Source organism: Nocardioides sp. NPDC127514, assembly GCF_040302125.1.
Classification (GTDB): domain Bacteria; phylum Actinomycetota; class Actinomycetes; order Propionibacteriales; family Nocardioidaceae; genus Nocardioides.
In genome coordinates this window covers 39,881-58,966 of the sequence record NZ_JBEORF010000023.1, presented here as the reverse complement: position 1 = coordinate 58,966, position 19,086 = coordinate 39,881, and the positions used below count along the sequence as shown (strand labels likewise).

16 protein-coding genes and 1 tRNA gene are annotated in these 19,086 nt (G+C 68.7%); 5 read left to right on the top strand and 12 right to left on the bottom strand.

Going from position 1 to position 19,086, the window contains the following annotated elements; translation table 11 throughout:
- Positions 1–2: 2 nt before the first annotated feature.
- The 3 genes from ABTX24_RS18860 to ABTX24_RS18850 form a co-directional block, all read right to left on the bottom strand.
- On the bottom strand, positions 3–2,729 hold the full coding sequence (locus ABTX24_RS18860) for an AfsR/SARP family transcriptional regulator (RefSeq protein WP_350841677.1): 2,727 nt from the start codon (positions 2,727–2,729) through the stop codon (positions 3–5).
- A gap of 134 nt (positions 2,730–2,863) precedes the next feature.
- Positions 2,864–3,448 (bottom strand): hypothetical protein, encoded by a 585-nt coding sequence (locus ABTX24_RS18855; protein WP_160025172.1) that lies wholly within the window; start codon positions 3,446–3,448, stop codon positions 2,864–2,866.
- A gap of 249 nt (positions 3,449–3,697) precedes the next feature.
- Positions 3,698–4,078 (bottom strand): MmcQ/YjbR family DNA-binding protein, encoded by a 381-nt coding sequence (locus ABTX24_RS18850; protein WP_350841675.1) that lies wholly within the window; start codon positions 4,076–4,078, stop codon positions 3,698–3,700.
- Between the two features lie 76 nt (positions 4,079–4,154).
- Between ABTX24_RS18850 and ABTX24_RS18845 the strand changes: the two genes are divergently transcribed.
- The 4 genes from ABTX24_RS18845 (at position 4,155) to ABTX24_RS18830 (ending at position 6,782) form a co-directional block, all read left to right on the top strand.
- Positions 4,155–4,613: a MarR family winged helix-turn-helix transcriptional regulator gene (locus tag ABTX24_RS18845; protein WP_350841674.1), complete on the top strand. Its 459-nt coding sequence runs from the start codon at positions 4,155–4,157 to the stop codon at positions 4,611–4,613.
- Positions 4,614–4,615: 2 nt separating this feature from the next.
- Positions 4,616–5,038, top strand: coding sequence for a winged helix DNA-binding protein (locus tag ABTX24_RS18840; protein WP_350841672.1), 423 nt, complete (start codon positions 4,616–4,618; stop codon positions 5,036–5,038).
- 10 nt (positions 5,039–5,048) lie between these two features.
- A complete protein-coding gene (locus ABTX24_RS18835) occupies positions 5,049–6,626 on the top strand; it encodes a phytoene desaturase family protein (RefSeq protein ID WP_350841670.1) in 1,578 nt (525 codons plus the stop codon).
- 83 nt (positions 6,627–6,709) lie between these two features.
- Positions 6,710–6,782: transfer RNA gene (locus tag ABTX24_RS18830), tRNA-Lys, on the top strand.
- A 456-nt stretch (positions 6,783–7,238) separates the two neighbouring features.
- On the opposite strand, the gene ABTX24_RS18825 is transcribed toward ABTX24_RS18830, so the two are convergent.
- Positions 7,239–7,751 carry a hypothetical protein gene (locus ABTX24_RS18825; RefSeq protein WP_350841668.1) on the bottom strand — a complete coding sequence of 171 codons (513 nt, stop codon included), beginning with the start codon at positions 7,749–7,751 and terminating at the stop codon, positions 7,239–7,241.
- 99 nt (positions 7,752–7,850) lie between these two features.
- Between ABTX24_RS18825 and ABTX24_RS18820 the strand changes: the two genes are divergently transcribed.
- The gene (locus ABTX24_RS18820; protein ID WP_350841666.1) at positions 7,851–8,747 is read left to right on the top strand and encodes a hypothetical protein; all 897 of its coding nucleotides are present in this window, start codon (positions 7,851–7,853) and stop codon (positions 8,745–8,747) included.
- Between the two features lie 117 nt (positions 8,748–8,864).
- Here ABTX24_RS18820 and ABTX24_RS18815 read toward each other — a convergent pair whose 3' ends face one another.
- The 8 genes from ABTX24_RS18815 to ABTX24_RS18780 all read right to left on the bottom strand — a co-directional run bounded on the left by ABTX24_RS18815 (position 8,865) and on the right by ABTX24_RS18780 (position 19,084).
- On the bottom strand, positions 8,865–10,055 hold the full coding sequence (locus tag ABTX24_RS18815; protein ID WP_350841664.1) for a site-specific integrase: 1,191 nt from the start codon (positions 10,053–10,055) through the stop codon (positions 8,865–8,867).
- A complete protein-coding gene (locus ABTX24_RS18810; protein WP_350841662.1) occupies positions 10,052–10,261 on the bottom strand; it encodes a helix-turn-helix transcriptional regulator in 210 nt (69 codons plus the stop codon). Before ABTX24_RS18810 ends, ABTX24_RS18815 begins: the two co-directional genes overlap by 4 nt.
- Before the next feature lie 397 nt (positions 10,262–10,658).
- Positions 10,659–12,305, bottom strand: coding sequence for a hypothetical protein (locus ABTX24_RS18805; protein WP_350841660.1), 1,647 nt, complete (start codon positions 12,303–12,305; stop codon positions 10,659–10,661).
- 48 nt (positions 12,306–12,353) lie between these two features.
- Positions 12,354–14,051 (bottom strand): DNA cytosine methyltransferase, encoded by a 1,698-nt coding sequence (locus tag ABTX24_RS18800; protein ID WP_350841658.1) that lies wholly within the window; start codon positions 14,049–14,051, stop codon positions 12,354–12,356.
- Positions 14,051–15,073, bottom strand: coding sequence for a bifunctional DNA primase/polymerase (locus ABTX24_RS18795; RefSeq protein WP_350841656.1), 1,023 nt, complete (start codon positions 15,071–15,073; stop codon positions 14,051–14,053). The genes ABTX24_RS18800 and ABTX24_RS18795 overlap by 1 nt, the downstream gene beginning before the upstream one ends.
- Positions 15,073–15,474, bottom strand: coding sequence for a WhiB family transcriptional regulator (locus ABTX24_RS29665; RefSeq protein WP_502891096.1), 402 nt, complete (start codon positions 15,472–15,474; stop codon positions 15,073–15,075). Before ABTX24_RS29665 ends, ABTX24_RS18795 begins: the two co-directional genes overlap by 1 nt.
- Positions 15,461–16,534, bottom strand: a complete 1,074-nt coding sequence (locus tag ABTX24_RS18785; protein WP_350841654.1) for a helix-turn-helix domain-containing protein — start codon at positions 16,532–16,534, stop codon at positions 15,461–15,463. Before ABTX24_RS18785 ends, ABTX24_RS29665 begins: the two co-directional genes overlap by 14 nt.
- Before the next feature lie 267 nt (positions 16,535–16,801).
- Entirely contained in the window at positions 16,802–19,084 is a 2,283-nt protein-coding gene (locus ABTX24_RS18780) for a cell division protein FtsK (protein WP_350841652.1), read from the bottom strand.
- Between the last annotated feature and the right edge of the window lie 2 nt (positions 19,085–19,086).

The window sequence follows — 19,086 nt, the reverse complement described above, 5'->3', positions numbered from 1 at the left end:
GGTCAGCCCAGCTGCGCGAGGATCGAGGCGGACTCGACCCTCGCGCAGCGGGCGTCCTCGTCCTTGCCGAGGGCTGCGCGGGCGTCGGCCAGGTGGCCGAGCGCGTCGGCCAGACCGGGCAGGTCGCCGGCGGCACGGAGCTTGGTCACGGCCTCCTCGAAGTGACCGGCCGCCTCGTCGACGGAGCCGAGCTGCTGGTGGATCCAGCCGATGGTGGCGATGACGTTGCCCTCGCTGCGGTAGCCGGGCGCCACCCGGCGCAGCTCCTCGAGCGCCGCCTCGCAGTGACGAAGCCCGGACTCGTACGCACCGTCGAGGGCCTCGTAGAGACCCAGCCGCCCGGTTGTCCAGGCCGCCCGGATCGGGTCGCCCGCGCGAGCGAAGACCTCCGCCGCCCGAGCCGCGTACGCAGCAGCCCCGGCATGATCGCCGGAGGCCGTGGCCACGGTGGCCAGCCGGTGCAGGGTCTTCCCCTCGCCCACCAGGTCGGCGGACTCCATCGCCAGGTCGAGGGCACGGCCGAGGTGGTCGAGGGCATCCTCGACACGCCCTAGGCGCCCGCAGGCCGCCCCGGCGGCGCGGTGCATGACGCCGAGCCCGGCGGGGTCGCCGCCCTGCGAGACGCTGCGGCGCACACCCGGGAGCGCGGCCTCGGCCAGCGCTGCCAGCTCGATCCAGCGTCCCTGGAGGTCGAGCAGACGCTCGAGGGCACCGACGAGCAGCACGATCCGATCGGGTGCGAGTCCCCGGGCGACGGCGACGTCGATCACCCGGGAGATCACCGGCAGCTGGGTGCCGATCCAGGCCAGCGCCTCGACGCTGTCGCCGACGACCTCGGGGGTGACCCCGTCGCGCATCGGCTCCTGCGCATCGAGGTGGCGCTGGTGCGGGTCGTAGGCGCTGTGCACCGCCCGAGCGCTGAAGACGTAGTGGTCGATCATCCGCAGCTCGGCCGCCTCGCGGACCTCCGCGGGCTCGCCGGTGGCGAGGTCGGCGGCGTACTCCCGGAGCAGGTCGTGCAGCACGAACCGTCCGGGCGCGACCTCGGTCAGCAGGTTGGCTTCGGTGAGCTCGTCGAGCAGGCGGCGGGCGCGCACGCGGGAGATCCCGGCCACGCTGGCCGCGGCCACGCAGGTGAGCGTCGGCCCGGGATGCAGGCCGATCAGCCGGAACAGCCGGGCCGCGGCGTCGGACAGGTGCCGGACCGACCACGAGAAGGTCGCCCGGAGGTCACCGCGCCCGCCGCCGAACCCGTCCAGGCGGGACTCGCCGAGCTCCTCGGCCAGGTCGGCGAGGGAGTAGGCCGGCCGGATCGCCGCCCGGGCGGCCACGACCGAGAGCGTCAGCGGCAACGAGGCGCACAGCTCGATGATCCGCTCCACGGCCTCGGGCTCAGCCAGGAGACGGTCCTCACCGAGCCGCCCGGCCAGCAGCTCATAGGCCTCGGCGTCATTGAGCAGGCCCAGCTCCATCGGACTCGCACCGGCCTCCGCGACCAGGCCGGAGAGCCTGTTCCGGCTGGTCACCAGGGTCACGCAGCCCGGGCTGCCGGGGATCAGGCTGCGTACCTGCTCGCTGTCGCGGGCGTTGTCGAGCACGAGCAGCACCCGCTTGCCGGCGAGCTTGCTGCGCAGCAGCCCCGCCCGGCCGTCGATGTCCTGGGGCTGGCGGGACCGCTCCACCCCGAACGCCTCGAGCAGCACCCCGAGCGCGTCCAACGGGTCGAGCGCGTCACACGGGTCGAAGCCGCGCAGGTTCACGAACACCTGGCCGTCCGGGAAGCGGGGAGCGGTCCGGTGCGCCCAGTAGAGCGCCAGCGTCGTCTTGCCGATCCCGGCCGTGCCCGCGATCGCCGAGATCACGACGGCCCCGCCGTCTTCCTTCGCCACCAGCTCGTCGAGCGTCGTCAGGTGGTCCTCGCGGCCGGCGAAGGCGGCGACGACCGGCGGCAGCTGGCGCGGCACGATCTCCTCGTACGTCCGTGCCGGCACCGGCTCGGGATCGTCTCCCTCGATGATCCGCAGCTGCAGGTCGCGTACGTCCTTGGACGGCTCGACCCCGAGCTCGTCGCGGAGGACACGGAAGAGACGCTGGTAGGCGTCCAGGGCCTCCGCCGTGCGGCCGGAATGCCACAGCGCCGTCATCAGCAGCAGCCACAGGCCCTCCCGGAGCGGATTGGCCCGGACGATCGGTCCCAGGTCGGCCACGACCGCGGCCTGCCGGCCGAGCGCCAGATCAGCGGCGGCCCGGGACTCGACGGCGACGAGCCGCAGCTCCTCGAGCCGAGCGGCCTCAGTCGCGATCATCGGCGACTCACCGACCGAGCCGTACGCGCCCCCGGTCCACAGTCCCAGGGCCGCGTCGAAGAGCATGCTGGCCCGCTCGTGGTCTCCGGCCTCGGCCGAGGTACGGCCCTGCTCGACCAGCTCCTCGAAGCGGGCCTGGTCGATGTCGGCGCCGACCAGCGCGTAGCCGTTCGCCCGGCTCTGCAGATGGCGGCGATCCTCGCCGAGTGCCCGGCGCAGGTCACGGACGCGCTGGTGAAGCAGGTTCACCCCCGTCGCCGGGGGTGAACCTCTCCACAGCTCGTCGACCAGGAGGTCCGAGGAGACCGGCGCTCCGCGCGCGGCCGCCAGCAGGGCAAGCAGAGTCCGCCGCGTGCGCGACAGCTTCTGCACCGTGCCGTCGTCACACACCAGCTCGACGGCACCTAGGACCCGGACCCGCACCACACCTCCTGTTTGACCACGCAGCATTACGTCCGAGAAGACTCATCGTCTCATCACCACAGAGATGGTGACGCGTAATGCCGCCAGAAGGTTGCCTGGAGGCTGATGCTGGATTCAGATTTAAAGGTTCTGGCTTACGGAACCCGCCACAGGCCGCTCTCGCCGCCCTTGTCGATCTGGAACCCGACCTGCTTGATGTTCACCCCGACCGGGACGACGAACGGCACCAGGGCCGTCCGCTGGTCACGCGGCTGCAGACCGAACGGGTTCGGGAACACCTCGCCGCCGTCGACCGTCACCGTGCTGGGCAGGCTCTTGTACTTCTTGCCCGAGGCATCGATGACCGTCGTGCCGGTGGCCGGGCTGTCGTTGAAGACCCTCGACCCGGCGTTGACGACCTGGATCTCGACGGCCATCACGCGCGACCCCGGCGGGGTCTCGGTGCCGTCCGTGAAAGACGTCTCGAAGACGTCCTGCACGATCACCCTCAACAGGATTCCGGGTGCTTCGCCCTTGATGGTTCCCTCAGCCGTCAACCCGAGCTGCTGGTTCTGCTCGATCCTCTCGGTGCTGTCGACGGTGATCACCTTCTTCTCCATCGCGGGGTTCTCGCCGTGGTTGTTGCTGTAGAACCCGTAGTCGATGGAACTGTCCGAACCGCAGCCAACCCCGGCCGCCGCAACGGCTCCCCCGAGGATCAGCATGGCCATGCGACGCACACGCACTCCTTATGAAATTTGTTGCCATGGAAGGGAAACTGTTCCCTTGGATTTGCCAAGGTAACATGCCGGAGTCTGGCCGGTCGGCCTAGGGTCTAAAGTCCCAATCCGGGCTGCAACTCTTCGCAGTCATCTCCACGGCACGAGGTGGCAGACGAGCACCGGAATCACCGGCGCCACGAGAAACCAGGGCGTGACCAGCGAAAGCTGGTTGATCGGGCGTACGCCACCCGCCCAAGGTGAGCGGACCTACTCCGTCGTCACCGACGGACGCTCGACGAGACCGGCCAGCTTGGCCGGCGCCTGGATGCAGTAGGAGTCGGTCAGGAGCTCGGCGACCTCGTCCCAGTCGGTCTCGTCGTCGAGGATCATCCCGACCACGTTGCCACCCCAGCCCGCCTTGAAATAGGGGTGGCCGAGGTGCTCGAAGGCCACCACCTCGTCGGGTTCGCCCCGGAAGACGATCCGGAAGAGCTGGTCCTCCCCGCCGAAGACGTGCGCGACCGTCTCCTGGCCGACACGCCAGCGCACCCCCACCCAGGCGTCGTCCTCGAGGCACTTCGGGAAGGCGGTGAGGATCTCCCTCAGCCGCGTCACCATCGCCTCGGGGACCTCAGGACGCTCAGCCATGCTTCCGATCCTGCCAGGGACCACGGACATTCTTAATTGCTATACATGTTTATGATCAACATGTACGGTTTCTTCCATGAAGAAGCAGACGATCGGATACGTCGTGTGGCGCCTGGCCATGCGTCTGCGGGTGTCGATGGACAGAGCGCTCGCGCCCTTGGGGCTCACCCATGCGCAGTACTCGCTCATCGCCTCCCTCCACGGCCTCCGCGCCTCCGAGGCCCCGACCCAGAAGCAGCTTGCCGACCTCACCGGCCTCGAGCCGATGTACGTCTCCAAGCTCGCCCGCCAGCTCGAGACGAGAGGCTGGATCGAGCGCGTCCGCGACACCAAGGACACCCGAGCCGTACGCCTCGTCATCACGCCCGAGGGCACCGAGGTGACCCGCGAGGCGATCGCGGTGACCGGTCGGCTGCTCGACCAGCTCACCGCACCGCTCGGCGGCCGCAACAGCCGTCGTGCCGCCGAGGCGCAAGCAGCGCTCGAAGCGATGCTCGCCGCCCCCATCGACACCGATCCCACATCTGGAGACTGATCATGACCGTTGCCACTCCTCCGCTCACCGGCGCCAACCTCGGCGTCGCCTACTTCGCCGTGCGCAAGAACCTCCTCAACGTGCTCGACGACTACGACCTGACCTTCGAGCAGTCGCTCCTGCTCAACTACCTGCGCCAGGGCGATGCCACGCGTGCCGATCTGGTCGCATCGACGGCCGACAACATCAAGGTCTCCGCGGCCGAGGTCGAGTCGCATCTCGACGCCGCGATCGCCCGCGGCCTGATCGCCGACGGCCTCACCCTGACCGAGGAGGGCGACCGTCTCCAGCAGCAGATCACCGAGCGGACCCAGCCGCTGACCAGGACGTTCTTCTCCGACATCCCGGCCGAGGACCTGGCCGTGACCGCGCGGGTCCTGGCCACCCTCACCGAACGGGCCAACGCCGCTCTGGCCACCTCCTAGGATCGGGGCCATGGCACAGGAGAAGTACGACGTAGTGGTGGCCGGCGGCGGTCACAACGGCCTCACCGCCGCGGCCTATCTCAGCCGGGAGGGCCTCTCGGTCCTGGTGCTCGAGCGGCTCGACCACGTCGGCGGCGCGGCGATCTCGGCCCAGGCGTTCGACGGCTTCCCGACCCGGCTGTCGCGCTACTCCTACCTGGTCTCGCTGCTGCCCGAGCAGATCCGCACCGATCTCGGGCTCGACATCGAGCTCGCGTCGCGGCAGACCGCGTCGTACTCCCCCTACCTCGACGGCTCGCGGGCCACCGGCCTGCTCGTGGAGACGCCCGAGGGCGACGCCACCGCGGCGAGCTTCCGCGCGGTGACCGGGTCGGACGAGGAGTACGCTGCGTGGCAGTCGTTCTACTCCGAGGTCAGCGAGCTCGCGCAGGTCGTCGCGCCGACCCTCACCTCTCCGCTTCCCACCGGTTCCGCAATCCGCTCGGAGGTGGGTGCGCCGATCTGGCGCGACATCGTCGAGCGGCCGCTCGGGGAGACGATCGAACGCCGCTTCGTCAACGACCTGGTACGCGGCGTGGTCGCCACCGACGCCCTGATCGGCACCTTCGCCGGCCTGGGCGAGGCGAGCCTGGTCCAGAACCGCTGCTTCCTCTACCACCTGATCGGCAACGGGACCGGGGAGTGGCGGGTCCCGATCGGCGGCATGGGCGCGGTCACCGGGGCGATCGCCAAGGCGGCGTACGCAGGTGGGGCGCAGGTCCTCACCGGCGCGACCGTCACCTCGATCCGCGGCGGCTCCGTCGGCGAGGGGGCCGAGGTCACCTGGACCGACGCCTCCGGCTCCCACACCGTGGCGGCCGACTACGTACTCTCCGGTCTGGCTCCGTACGTCCTCGACGGCCTCCTCGGCCGCACCCCTGCCGCCGCGGACAAGCCGGTGGGTGCCCAGCTCAAGATCAACATGCTCCTCGAGCGCCTCCCCCGGCTGCGCTCCGGCGCGGACCCGAAGGTCGCCTTCGCCGGCACGCTCCACCTCGGCGAGTCCTACTCCGAGCTCGAGAAGGCGTACGCCGAGGCCGCCTCCGGCTCGGTGCCGACCGAGATGCCGGGCGAGGTCTACTGCCACTCGCTGACCGACCCCTCCATCCTCGGCGACGTACCGCCCGGCACCCAGACCCTCACCTACTTCGGCCTGCACGCTCCCGCGACCCTCTTCGAGGACCCGGCCACGCGCTCGGAGCGCAAGGAGCAGGCCGTCGAGCGCGCCATCGCCTCCCTCGACCGTCACCTGCTCGACCCGATCTCCTCCGTCGTCGCGCGGACCGCGGACGGCGAGCCGTGCATCGAGGCCAAGATCCCCCAGGAGATCGAGGCCGACCTGGCCATGCCCGGCGGCCACATCTTCCACGGCGACCTCGCCTGGCCCTGGGCCCCCGACGACGCCGACCTGACCACCCCCGCCGCCCGCTGGGGCGTCGCCACCGACATCGGCAGCATCCTGCTCTGCGGCTCCGGCGCCCGCCGCGGCGGCGCCGTCTCCGGCCTCGGCGGCCACAACGCCGCACAAGCGGTCCTGGAGCTCCGCTGACGACGTCCTCGATTTGGGGCGCATCCGAGCCCGCTGCTACTGTTCTTCTCGTCGCCGAGCGCGCCTGACGGGCTCCAAGACATGCGCCATTAGCTCAATTGGTAGAGCAGCTGACTCTTAATCAGCGGGTTGTAGGTTCAAGTCCTACATGGCGTACATCAGAACCGGCCCTCACCTGGTCTTTCGGGTGAGAGCCGGTTCTTTGCTGTCTAACCCGGGCACACAATTGGGCACACAAAGCCCCGGGTTGGCATGTCCTCGGACAACGCTAGGCATCGTGCATCAACACGCGTCTCAGCTGTGCGAACCTCGTACGACAGCACCCGCCGCCCAACGCGTGGATGTGGGCGGAGACCATGTTGGCCTTCACGTCGCGCCAGCTCACGAACAGGTGAGGTGGACCGGACGTCCGGGAACGGAACTGACGCGGCGCGTGACGTGATTCAGCGAACAGTCGCTTCTGTTCCCCGCCTCGACGCCGGCCGCTCTAGCACCGAGGAAGGCCGAGCCGGCGGTCTGCGCACTGCAGCAGTTCTCAGCAAGAGCCTGCGGTAAACCCACTCCTGGAGGCTTACTTTGAACTGCTCAGAACAATCAGGACAGGCCGCACAGTCACGATGGAGGCGTCGCAGCGTCCGCGGGTTCGATTCCTGTCTTAAAGCTACCCTTCTCCAGCGGTGACGTCTGGGTTCGCTGATAGAGGCCAAGCGTCGCGGTGAGCAAAGCGATCGCCGTCGCGGTCTGCTCCTGTGTCAGGTTGAGCCCGAACGCCACACCCAGGGCTAGACCCGCTTTGACAAGCGAGACAACGGCACTCAGAAGTGTGTCATGGGTGACGTACGCGGTGTAGACCCCGACGGCCATGGTGATCACGGCAGTGACAGCTCCGACCTGCTCTGGAGACCAATCCAAGATCGTGACTGCCACTAGAAACGGAACAAGCGCTTCAAGGAACGCACCTATTACTGCGGGTTCACGTCTAAAGACATTCATCTGGCCACGTCCGTTCTCGATGTTGGATCCCTGGCTGCCCAGCCCACTACTCAACCCGAGCGAAAATTGCGGGCAGTCCTCGCGGTGCTGACCAAGACCGGGTGCCTGGGAAATGTTCTCGACGTCACACATTCGGACCATCCCGCTAAGGGCACCCGACTGTCTTCGCCAAGATGAGTGAACTCAACATTCGGGGCAGCCACGCAGGAGCCCGGCGACTAGTTTGGATCGGTGTCATCACATAGCCCTAGCGCGACCCAGACGCGGTCGCTGCCAGCCGTTTGGGGCTGGGTCGTGGGGTCGGTCGGCGTGTTCGGCGGAGTGGCGCTGTACATCGGATGGCAGCGTGCCCGCATCCAAGCCGCAGCGTTCGGTCTGAGTCCCAGCGCCCTGGGAATCACTGATCGCGACCTCGCCGTCAGCGGTGTTCGATCTGCGACCGTGTTTCTGTTCATTCTCGGCGCCGCACTCTTGGGCGCGTGGGCCGGGCATAAGCTGACGCTCTTCCTTGCAATCGCGGGCCACCGGATCGCTGCCCTCGCGTTGATCGCCGCTGCCGCTCTGCTCGTCCTTCTCCAAGCCGTCGTTGCCACAACTTCTGCCGGCGCGGACTCGCCAGAGGGCGACCTGATGCAGGCCTATGGCGCCGCCTGTTGGCTGGCGTTCTGGTTCGGCTTGGCGTACCTATGTTGGGCCGCCCTACTCACGCACCCCAGGCGTCTACCCCCACCCGTTTTGTCCTTCCTCAAGTGGCGCCACTGGGGCATGGTCGGCGCAGTCGGGCTGCTGGCAGTGGTCTTCTCGCTGCTTGAGTCGTTCGCTACCTACACCGGACGCTTCTACATCGGCGCCATCGAGGCTGAAACCTCAGAACTGACGGAGGTTCGGCTATACGCTGCGTCGGACTTGGCCCTAACCGGCGCGACGATCAACAGGTCACGGCTCCCCCGAACTGAAAACTCGGCCTACATGTTCATATACAGAAACCTATTCCTGGTCGGCGAAAATGACTCCGCCGTAGTCCTGATCGCCGATGGCTGGCATGTCGACGATCCAGTATTCGTCGTCCCAAAGAGCCCCGCGATACGGATGGAGCTCGTTGGCGGATACCCAATCCGGTCTGAGTAATTGACATGAAGGAGACGCCCAGCATTCAGAAACGGCAGGAGCCTCTGACCTTGGCTTCTGCCATGGTCAGAGGCTCCTGCCGTCACCGTCCGTGACTCCGAACCACGTCCTCTCCGATTAGCTCACTTTCTGGTCAGTGTTGTCGTCCTCCCCACCCGCCTTTCGCCGCTTCGGGATCAACCTGTCCAGGTGGTCCACAGCGACGCTTGTGACCTTCCGTCCCATGTAGACGTCTTGGGTCATCGATGGCCGCGCGTGGCCGAGTTGGTCGGCGATCTGGCGGGCCGTCATGCCGCGCTCGTCCAGCACGGTTGCCACCGTCTTGCGTGCCGTGTGCGAGGTCAGCCAGCCGAAGACCTTCCCCCGCACCTTTCGGATATCGCGTCCAACGTTGCTCCGGTCGCGCCAGCCACCAACGGAGTTCGGGAACACGGGTGCCAAAGGGTCCTGCCCGACGTACCGTTCGGCCAGCATCGCCCGACACCACTCGGGCACTTGGAGGATGCGGTCGGAGGTCACCGACTTGGTTGTCTTGCGGACGAGGCCAGCACCCTTGACGTAAACGATCGTGCCGTCGAAGACGATTACACCGGTTGCAAGGTTGACGTCGCACCAGCGGAGCGCGAGCGCCTCACCGATTCGGACGCCGGTCGCGAACAGCAGCCGGAGGAGGTCGGGCAGATCCTTCCGCTTGGCGTAGTCGCTGTCGTCGAGCATGTCTAGGAAGGTGTGGACCTCCTCCTCACTCAGAGCGCGCGCGGCCTTCTTTCGGCCCTGCTCGATCCGGCCAACGTCGCGAACCGGGTTCACCCGGAGGACGTCTCGACGCATGAGCAGCCCGCAGGTGCCCGAGAGCACCGTTCGGCAGGTCTTCGCTGTCGAGTAGCCCTTGGTCCGGTGCACCTTGGTCAGGAACGCGTCAAGCCGTCCGGTCGTCAGCTCGGAGAGGCGCAGATCGCCGATGGCAGGAATGACGTGCCTGTCAGCGTGGGTCACGTAAGCGTCGTATGTCGTGGGCGACCGCGAACCACGCTCGACCAGGGCTCTGACTTCTTCGAGGTAATCAGTCACCGCGATCTCGAAACGAGTGCTCGGCTTGTACACCCCGCCACCGACGGCGAGCGCCTTATCGACGTTGGCCCGCGCGGCCTTCTTCGCGGCCGTTTCGGTCTTGCGGGTCGCCTTTCCTCGCCGGGGAGCGCCTGAGTGGTCCCGGTAGTACTGGATCGCCAGCCAGCGCCCGTCTGCCTGCTGAGTGGCCGAGACCTCGGCCCGCTCCCCCGGCTCGAGTCGTTCGTATCTACTCAAGACGCCACTCCGATCGGCAGGGCCTCCACCCACGCCCGGACCTCGGCCGGCACGTAGCGCACGTACTTTCCGACTCGCCGGCTCGCAGGGCCTCGTCCTGCCGAGCGCCAGGCGTAGAGCGTGGCGACAGGTACGCCGAGGTACTCGCTGACGTCGGTGATCGTCCAAAGCCTGTCGAGCTTCTCAACAGCCTTCTTGTCACTCATCGGGTTGAGCTCCTTCCGGGTCGAGCGAGTTGGGAGATTGGGGCCGGATTCAACGTTCTTCGCGATCCGAGACATCGGGATCAGTTCTCCTGCGGTTGGTGGTTGGACGGTGTTGGGGTGAATTGCTGGACCAATGGGGCGGGAAGTGATGCCGCAAACCCCGCAAATACCGCAAATGAGGTCTGACCTGCGGAAACAGGTGCGGTGTTTAGAATCTGCGGATTGTTCTAAACCCCGCAAACTCCGCAGATCTGCGGGGTTTGCGGAATTTGCGGGTCCTCGCCCGGATCTAAATGCCGCATGCTGTTTTCCCTGGTCAGGCCGCTGTTCTGCGGTGTTTGCGGTATTTGCGGGTTTGATTCGAGGTTCGGGAACAGCCCGACGTTGACTGGAGCCGTCACCCCTCTGGTCCAGCCGGTTTCGAGGCGGCGGGCTGGGTCTTCTCGGGGCGGCGTTCGACGTAGTAGGCGCGGGCCTTGGTATGGCTGTCGGTCTCGGCGCGCAGCACGACGGTGCCGCGCCAGCGGCCGATCTGTCCGGTGAGGATGCGGCCGAGACTCTTCGGTGAGAGCAGGCGACCGTTGGTAGTGGTGGGGAAGGTGCCTTCCCAGCGGTCGGGCATGCCGGGGTCGGGTTCAGCGCTGGAGCGCAGCTCGGCGGCGGTGAGGCGGCGGTTGCCGGTGAGGTGGTGCCAGCGCAGCAGGAAGGCGCGCCATTCGGCGTAGTCGTCGTCCAGGTCGCGGGACTCGGCGTGGTTGGCCAGGAACGCGGGCACTTGGTGATGTTCGAGGAGCCCCCCGAGGTAGCGCGCCCAGCGGGAGAACTGCCGCATCTGCGGCACGGTCTTCGACATCGGCGCCCCGGCGCGGGTCCAGTCCAAGATGAGCACCAGCAGGTGGCGCAGCACGACGGCTTGGTTGGTGGGGTCAAGGATCCAGGTGTCGAGGTTCGGGATCCCGAACCCGGTACGCTCCTCCGGGTGGGGACAGTCCGGGTCGAGCCGCACCCACACCGCTCGCGAGGCCATGTCACCGCCGGTTCGCAGGTTGTTGCCGGTGGCTAGCCAGAGCCGGTCGTTGGCGAACGAGGAGGCGGCGTTGGTGCCAAGGCGGCGGTCGGTCCAGGTCCGTTCGGTGACCAGCCGGGCCAGGACGGCGGAGTCAATGACGCAGCCCTCGATGAGGTTGTCGAACACGATCACGCCGGCCTGATCGGCCAGCACCGTGGTGATGGACTTGCGCAGCTCTTCCTCGGAGTCGGTCCAGGTCAGCACCCGCTGCCCGACCAGCAGCCCGACACAGCTGGTGAGGATGGTCTTGCCGGAGCCGGGCATGGTGGCGTCCACGACCCCGAATGGATTTATTGCCCGGGTGAAGGGGTGCAGGATCGGCGTGGCCAGCAGCGCCAGGTAGTTGGCCTTGTCGGCGGGCGTACGCCACGGGAAGTCCCGCAGGAACGTCCCGAGCAGGAATTCCCGGGCCTCGGCGACCTGGGCGGGTGTCGGGTTCTCGGGGATCGGGTCGGTGGTGATCCGGCCGGCGAGGTAGTAGCCGGTCGCCTCGTCATAGCCTGAGGTCTGGAGCAGGGTCCCATCGGGGCGCAGGACCGGCGTGGTGATGACCTTGTGGAGCACCGGCAGACCAGGCCAAGACGAGCGGGACAGCACCGACTCGAGGACGTGGCGGGGCGGGGTGATCTCCTCGTCGTAGGTCGCTCCCCCGTTGGAGCGTTGACGGGTGCGGTAGACCTCGGCCTGCTCAGCCAGCAGCCGCGCCAGCAGCGCCGGCCGAAGTTCGGTCGAGCGCAACGGCGGCGGGGCATCCTCGTCACCGGCGACCAGCTCGGCGGCTCCGGAGACCTCTTCGAGCACAACGGGTGATCCGTCGCGGACGTACGTGTCGGAGAGTAGCCGTTGGTCCAGTGCCTCAGACAGGGCCTTGATCGCGGCCGGGTCGGAGCCGACCTTGACGCGGGGGCGGCCGTCCTCGGAGAGCGACCGTAGGGCTGGGCGGCGCTCGTGGTGCTCGGGTGTGTGCTCAGTCATCGGGTGACCTTTCGATCTGTCGATCTCGCGTCGTGGTGGTGGTCGTGGTCAGGCGGCGATCTGGCCGGGTCGGCGGGTGGTGCCCCAGCCGAGGGCGTCACCGGCGCGGCGGCCGAGCCAGGCGGCGACGTTGACCGCGACGGCGTTGCCGGCCTGCATCTGCTGCTCGCCCTGGTTGCCGGTGATGACGTAGCGGCGGGGGAAGCGCTGAGCGTTGGCGGCCTCGCGGGGTTTGAGCATCCGGAAGTAGCAGTCCTCAACCTCGATCGCGGCCTGGAGCAGCGCATGCTGCTCACGGGTGGCCAGGGCGGAGAGCGCGTTCGCCGTGGCCGGATAGGGCTTGGCTCCCTTCCTGTAGGGGATCACCAAGCTCTTGTTGAGCTGGGCGGTCTGGGTCCGTAGCGGCTCGGTGACCGACTTGTTCATCGACGGATCTGCGGTGGCGTACCCGCCGTGGTGGGCCGAGACGAACGCACCAGGCGGGATCGTCAGGCCGTGGTGAAATCCACCGGCGCTGAACGTCGGGACGGGGCCGCTGGTGACGGGGTGGTTGCGGCCGTGGTTGCGCAGCATCGAGACGAACGGCTCGGTCATCACCAGGCCCTCGCCCCGCTTGATGGTGTTGGTCGGCATCGGCCGGGTCTCCGGGTCGAACCAGCGACCGCCGGAGCCGTCGACGGGACCGCCGTGGTTGAGGTTGAAGACGAACTTGCGCATCTCCTCGCTCATCGCGATCCCGTTCTGGATCGCGGTGACCTGCGCCGGGGTCGGGGACTCCAGCAGCGGCCAGGCCCGCAGGTAGGAGTTCTGCGCACCACTGGCGGCGTCCCAGGTGTTGCCGCCGGCACCGATGAGGACGGGATCGGCGATCGTCTGGAGGCCGAGGCGGATGCGGGCCATGGTCTTGGGGCCGAGGTCGCGCAGCCCGTGCTCGGCGCGGTCGCCGATGCGGACGCCGAGGTCGGTCCAGTCGATCACCGAGGCGGCAGGGGCGACGTAGGGCTCGACCTGGCCGTGGTCGCCTTCGGGGCACACGTAGATGTATTGCGGCCCGTACTTGCCCACCGGCATCCCGTTGATCCGCTTGGCGCGAGGTTTCCACCACTGCCGGGCCTCGACGTCGTGGCCGCACTTCTCACACCACGCCGCCGGGCGGGGTTCCAAGTCGAGCAGCGGCACGTCCTTGCGGGTGATCCCGAAGTAGATCCGGTCACGCCACTGCGCGGCCGGGTCGTTGTCCACGCCCCCGACGTGGGCCGCCGAGACGCACACGAGCTGGACGTCGTACCCGAGGCTGGTCCAACCGTGCAGCCAGGTTCCGATCAGGTGCCAGTCGGCGGCCTCGACCACGTTCTCGACCAAGACCACGGCGGGGTCGTGAACCTCGGCGTAGCGCAGCACCTCCCAGAACGTCACCCGCGTCCGCTCGAACGCCTCCGCGGGCACGTGGCCGTGCTCCTCCCACAGGCCGGGCTGGCCGGGGTCACGGGGCTTCCTGCGGCCGCCGGCCTGCGAGAGCTCGGTGCAGATCGGGGACGCCCACAGCAGGTCAGCCTTGGGCAGATAGCGGACGTCGACCTGCTGGATGTCAGCGCACAAGTGCTCGGTGCCGGGGTGATTCGCGGAGTGGGTCTCGATCGCGCGCACCCAGTGATTGGCGGCGACCTGGACCTCGAACCCGGCCTCGACCAGCCCCGAGGAGGAGCCGCCCATGCCACAGAAGTAGTCAACAGCGGTCAGGGTCATCAGGCTGCCTTCCTCGAGTTGCTCCGGGGGTTGTCGCGGGCGGGATTGGGGGTGCGGGGGTTGGCGGCTCCGGCGTGGAAGCCGGAGCGGATCGTGTTGTCGATCTCGCGGGGATTGCACTCACAGCCGGCACCCATCAGCGCCTGAGCGGCGCTGGCGAGGGCGTCGTAAGCGGTGTGCTCGTCGAGCACGCCACCGGCGATGAGCTGACCGAGCGATTTCGCCGAGACGAACAGGCGTGCGTTGTGCTGTTTGGCCGGGGCGCTGGCGACGTTGGCGGCTTCCTGGGTGACCGCGGTTTTGACGTAGGCGGGCAGCCGGTCGGTGGCGGCCGGGATCGGTCGTGGGCGGGGCGGCCCGGCCGGGGTGGGGCGGTGCTGGCGGCCGAGGAGGTCGAGCAGGAACAGCGGCAGCGGGGCCGGTGGCCGGTCCTCGACAACGGCGTAGCAGCTCGTGCCGGCGCTGGTCGAGAGGATCGTCGGCGGGGCGACGACGTAGCCTCCGTGGGCGCGGGTGTCGATCAGCCACCCGATCGTCCCGGCGGTGTTCCCGAACCGGACACCCTCAGGAGCGGTGTAGTAGAGGTGGGTGCCACCAGAGGGTGTACGCACCGTGAAGGTCGGTGTGATCGTGCCGCCGCGGGCTCCGGCGATGTGGTCGAGGACCTCGACCCCGGTGGTGATCCCGAACCGGTTCCACGGCTCGGGGATCTGGGTGTCGGGTTTGGCGGTGTCCAGGTCGACCACGACCAGGCCGGAGGGACCGCATGCGATCCCGAGTCCGTAGGTCGGGGCGTCGTCGGCCCAGGCACGCCGGATCCGGTCGGTGTCGACGGTGGCGCGGGCGTCCCAGCCGGTGTGCCCGTTCCGGCAGCGGGGGTCGGTGCCGGTGCAGCCGGCGGCGCGGTGGTCGGGGCGTGCGGGGCGCTTGGTGTTCGGCAGGAGCGGGAACACGTGCCAGCCACGGGCAGCGGCGGCCAGGGCGCCGGTGAGCATCGGGCGGGTCTGGGGTGCGGCGTACATCAGGCGGCCCTCCTCGGGCTCGTGCGGGTGCGACGGGCCGCGGAGGCGGCCTTGGTGGCACGGCGGGCCTTCTGCCGGCACAGGTCGCCGCAGTAAATGGCGTGCGGTGTCGGACGCGTGAACTCCTCCTCGCAGCCCGGGCAGACACGGCGGGCAGGCGCCGGGGTCCGGGCAGGGCGCTTGAGGTTCGTCCGTTCGCGCTCGGTCAGGCCGCCCCACACACCCATGACGGGGCCGAGGGACAGCGCCAGGGCGAGGCAGTCGGGTCGGACGTCACAGGCGGCGCAGACGTTCTTGGCGGCCGCGGGGCTGCCGCCGGGTTCAGGGAAGAAGACCTCGGGGTCGGTCTGCGGGCACAGTGCGCCCGGGAGGGCGCCGGGGTGCAGGTCAGGCGACCTCATCGCGGTTCGCCTCCTTGGTCCAGCGGTAGACGGTCCGCTCGGTGACACCGAGTAGCTCGGCGACCTCGGGAACGCTCATGACACGGCGCAGCTCGACGGCGGCACAGGCGGGGTGCACGTGGTTGCCGTCTTCCTCACCCAGGTCGGTGTCGCAGATGGCGCATCGCCCGGCGTCGGCGTCGTCCTCGACGTCGTGGGGGTCAGGGATGACGGTCAGGGCCGGTACGGCACTGACATCCGGGGTGACACCAGGGGCGACAGCGTCGATCGGGGCAGTGATCGCGTCGGGCTCGGTGTCAGGGTCGATGTCACCCTCGATGTCAGCCCGGTTGTCAGGGTCGGAGGCGGACTGGCGGCCGAGGAGCTCGCGGTAGGCCACCGCGCCGGCGGCGTGCTTCTCAGCGGAGGTGGTGAGGCGCTTGGCGGCCTTGTTCTCGGCGCGCTCGACAGTCACCTTGATCTCCGCGAGCGCGTGGGTGCGGGCGGCGAGGCGGGCGGACTCGCGGTAGCCGGTGATGGTCTCCATGTGGGCCTCGTGGCGGGCCTCGATCACCGCGAGGGCCCGCTGGTCGCGGATCTCTGCGGTTCGGGCCCGGATGACCGCGGCCGTCTCCGGAGAGACGGTCACCTGGTCACGGATCCCGTCAGCGACCAGGAGCAGCGCGGCGAGTGCCGGAATCGCGCTCCACGGGCCCATGTGACCGACAGCGGCCAGCAGGACCGTGGAGACGGCCACAGCGACGGCGGTGGCGGCTCCGAAGCCGTAGGCGGCGGCCCGCTGACCGGACTTGTAGGTGTGGATCGTGGTGTGTCCCAGGGCGGCCCACACGACGTCGGCGGCCAGGGCGACGGCCACACCCACAGCGGGCGCGGCGCCACCGGCGGCGGGGATCATCGCGGCGACCTGCGGGGCGATGGTCACGGCGACCTGGACGAATCCAACGGCGGTCATGCCGTAGCCGACAGCGGCGAGGCCAGACGGACGGCTAGAGGGGCGGTCAGAGGCGGTATTGCTGTGGCCGTGGGGGCGGCCCTCGGTGTAGGTGGTGTGCGCGTTCATGACGGTGAGTGCTCCTGTTTCAGGCATGGGTGAGGTAGGGACTTGGGCCAGCGATCGCGTTCCGGAGGCTTTCTCCGCTGCCTCGGTGAGGTGGGTAGCGGTAGCAGGGTGCGGGAGGGGGCGGATCGGCCCAGATCCAGGTTCGAACAGGCGTGCGAGCAGGGGTTCTACGGTGCTACGCCGCAGGTCAGGTAGCAGTTTCGGTAGTAGCAGGGGTGCTACGGGTAGCAGCCGCTACGGCTACCGAAACCGGGGTTCAGACCGGCTTCAGACGGGTGCCAGGACACCTCCGGTCGGGCCGTCGCCCGGGTCGTCCGAGTCGGTGTGGCCGAGGGTGTCGGTCAGGTCGCGCCGGACCAGGCCGCGCTTGTTGACCTGCTCGCCGTCGACCATCTTCTTGACCTGGACGGTGCGGATCCCGTGGGGCTTGACCGCGGCGGTGACCTGGGCACCGGTCCAACCGGCGTAGAGCGAGCCGTTGTGCTCGGCGAGCCGGTTGGCCAGCTCGTCGCACCAGACCTTCCCGGTCGACCACTCCGGGTCGTGCTCGGGCCACACCGCGAGGAGGTGGTCGAGGATGGAGCCGGTCTCGTCGTCGGGCAGCACGTCGCCGGCAGCCATCCCGGTCAGCCGACCAGCAGCGATACGTGCGGCCCGGGCACGGGCACAGATGACCTCGGCGGTGGGCGAGTCGACGTAGCTCGAGCGGACGATGAGCGGGTCATCACCCTCACCCACGAGGTAGGCGATACCGAGGTCTTTACGACCGAAGGTGGTGGCGCGGATGCCGGACTTGTACATCGACGTACCGAGCACCATGTCGTTCTCGACCTGCCCCATCACCTTCAGACACAGCCGCAGGACTGCGTTGGCGGAGATGCCGGTGGGGATGGACTTGGCATCAGGACGCTGGGTGGCGCACCAAACCATGATCCCGACCGCGGGGCCGCGCTTGACCAGGTCGGTGACGATCTCGGCGATCTCGGCACCGTAGGTGGGGTGCTCGAACATCACCTGGGTCTCATCGAAAGCCCAGAAGACCGGGTGCAGCTTGAACGACTTGTCCGAGGCGAGAGCGTCGGTGACCTTCGACTCGGGGCACACCTCACGCGGCAAGGTCTTGATGACCTTGTAGCGGCGGCGCATCTCGATCGCACCGGCGCGCAAGTCGCGGATCAGGTAGTCCATGTCCTCGGGGTCGTCACCAGCCCGGTTGGCGTGAGCCACGGCGTCGAGGGGTCCGAGGTCGGAGCCGCCCTTGAGGTTGTAGGTGTGCAGCTCGACCCGCGGATCGAGTGCGGCGGCGAGGCAGAGCAGCCGGAGGGTGAAGGTCTTACCCATTCGCGGGAGTGCGCCGATCAGGCCGGCGGCGAACATCAGCGTGACAGTGACGGGGCGGCCGCGCTGGTCGACGCCGATCGGGATCGGCTCGAAGACGTTGACCTTCCCGGTCTTGGCCAGCGGCCAGGGTGCGGGCTTGGACTGGGCCAGGGACTTGTCGGCGACGTAGAGCACCAGGCGGCCGACGTGGACCTCCGGGTCGGTCTCGGGCCACACCTTCCCCAGCGACCGCCGCAGACCACTCGCGAGGCGGTCACGCTGCTCGATGACCTCCGAGGCGGTCACGCCGGGCGGGAGGTCAAGCTCGGCGCGGAACCCGGCGCCGTCGCGCATGATCGGGGAGACGAACGCGATCGCCTTAGAGCCCTCCTTGGCGATCGCCTGGTTCAGTCGAGCCAGGCCGAGCGCACCGAGGGCGTTGAGGATCAGATCCGAGGTCAGGCGGGGCTCCTTCGCAGTGTCCACCGCGCGGCCGGTGATCGGCTTGTCCGGGTTGCGGCCGAGCACGCCGAGACCCGCCAGAGCGGCCAGGCCGAGGCCGAGCTGGACCATGATCGAGTTGATCCCGTAGACCACGAACGCGGCGATGCCGGCCAGTGTCAGCAGCGCGAGGAACGCCAGGAACAGACGCGCCTTGATCTGGCGGCGGTGGTCCTCCCGAAGCCGCAGATACGAGGCGGCGTCGGTGGTGTTGCCGCGTACGGCCAGCCGGTTGTCGCGGTCCGCGGTGTCGAAGATCCAGCCCCAGAACGCGGCCAGGACACGACCCAGGCCGAGCGGCGAGCGGGCGGCCAGCTTGGCGTAGTACGTCGGCAGGCGCACCCCGTGATAGGTCGTGGTGTGGCCGTAGTGCTTCACCGCCCACGCCGCGGCCGACTTCGCCGACTCCCGATCCTTCGCCCACGCCGGCAGGATCTCCCGACGCGGCGCGGCCGACTTGGAGCGCTCCTCACGAACGGCGAGCACCTGCCCGTCAACGATCTGCGGCGCGGCGTCCGTGTCGTCCTCGGTGTCGACGGTATCAACTGCGGCCGGGTCGGTCTCGTGAGCGTCCGGAGAACGCTCAGAGACGGCCTGAGCTGCGACACCAGCGGCATCGGCCGCGGCGGTGCTCTCAGCGGCCTCAGGAGCCGAGACGCGGGCGCGGCGGGCTGCGTCGAGGTCGTAGACCCCGATGTCCTGGGTCTCGTGATTCGGTGTGGTGCTCATGA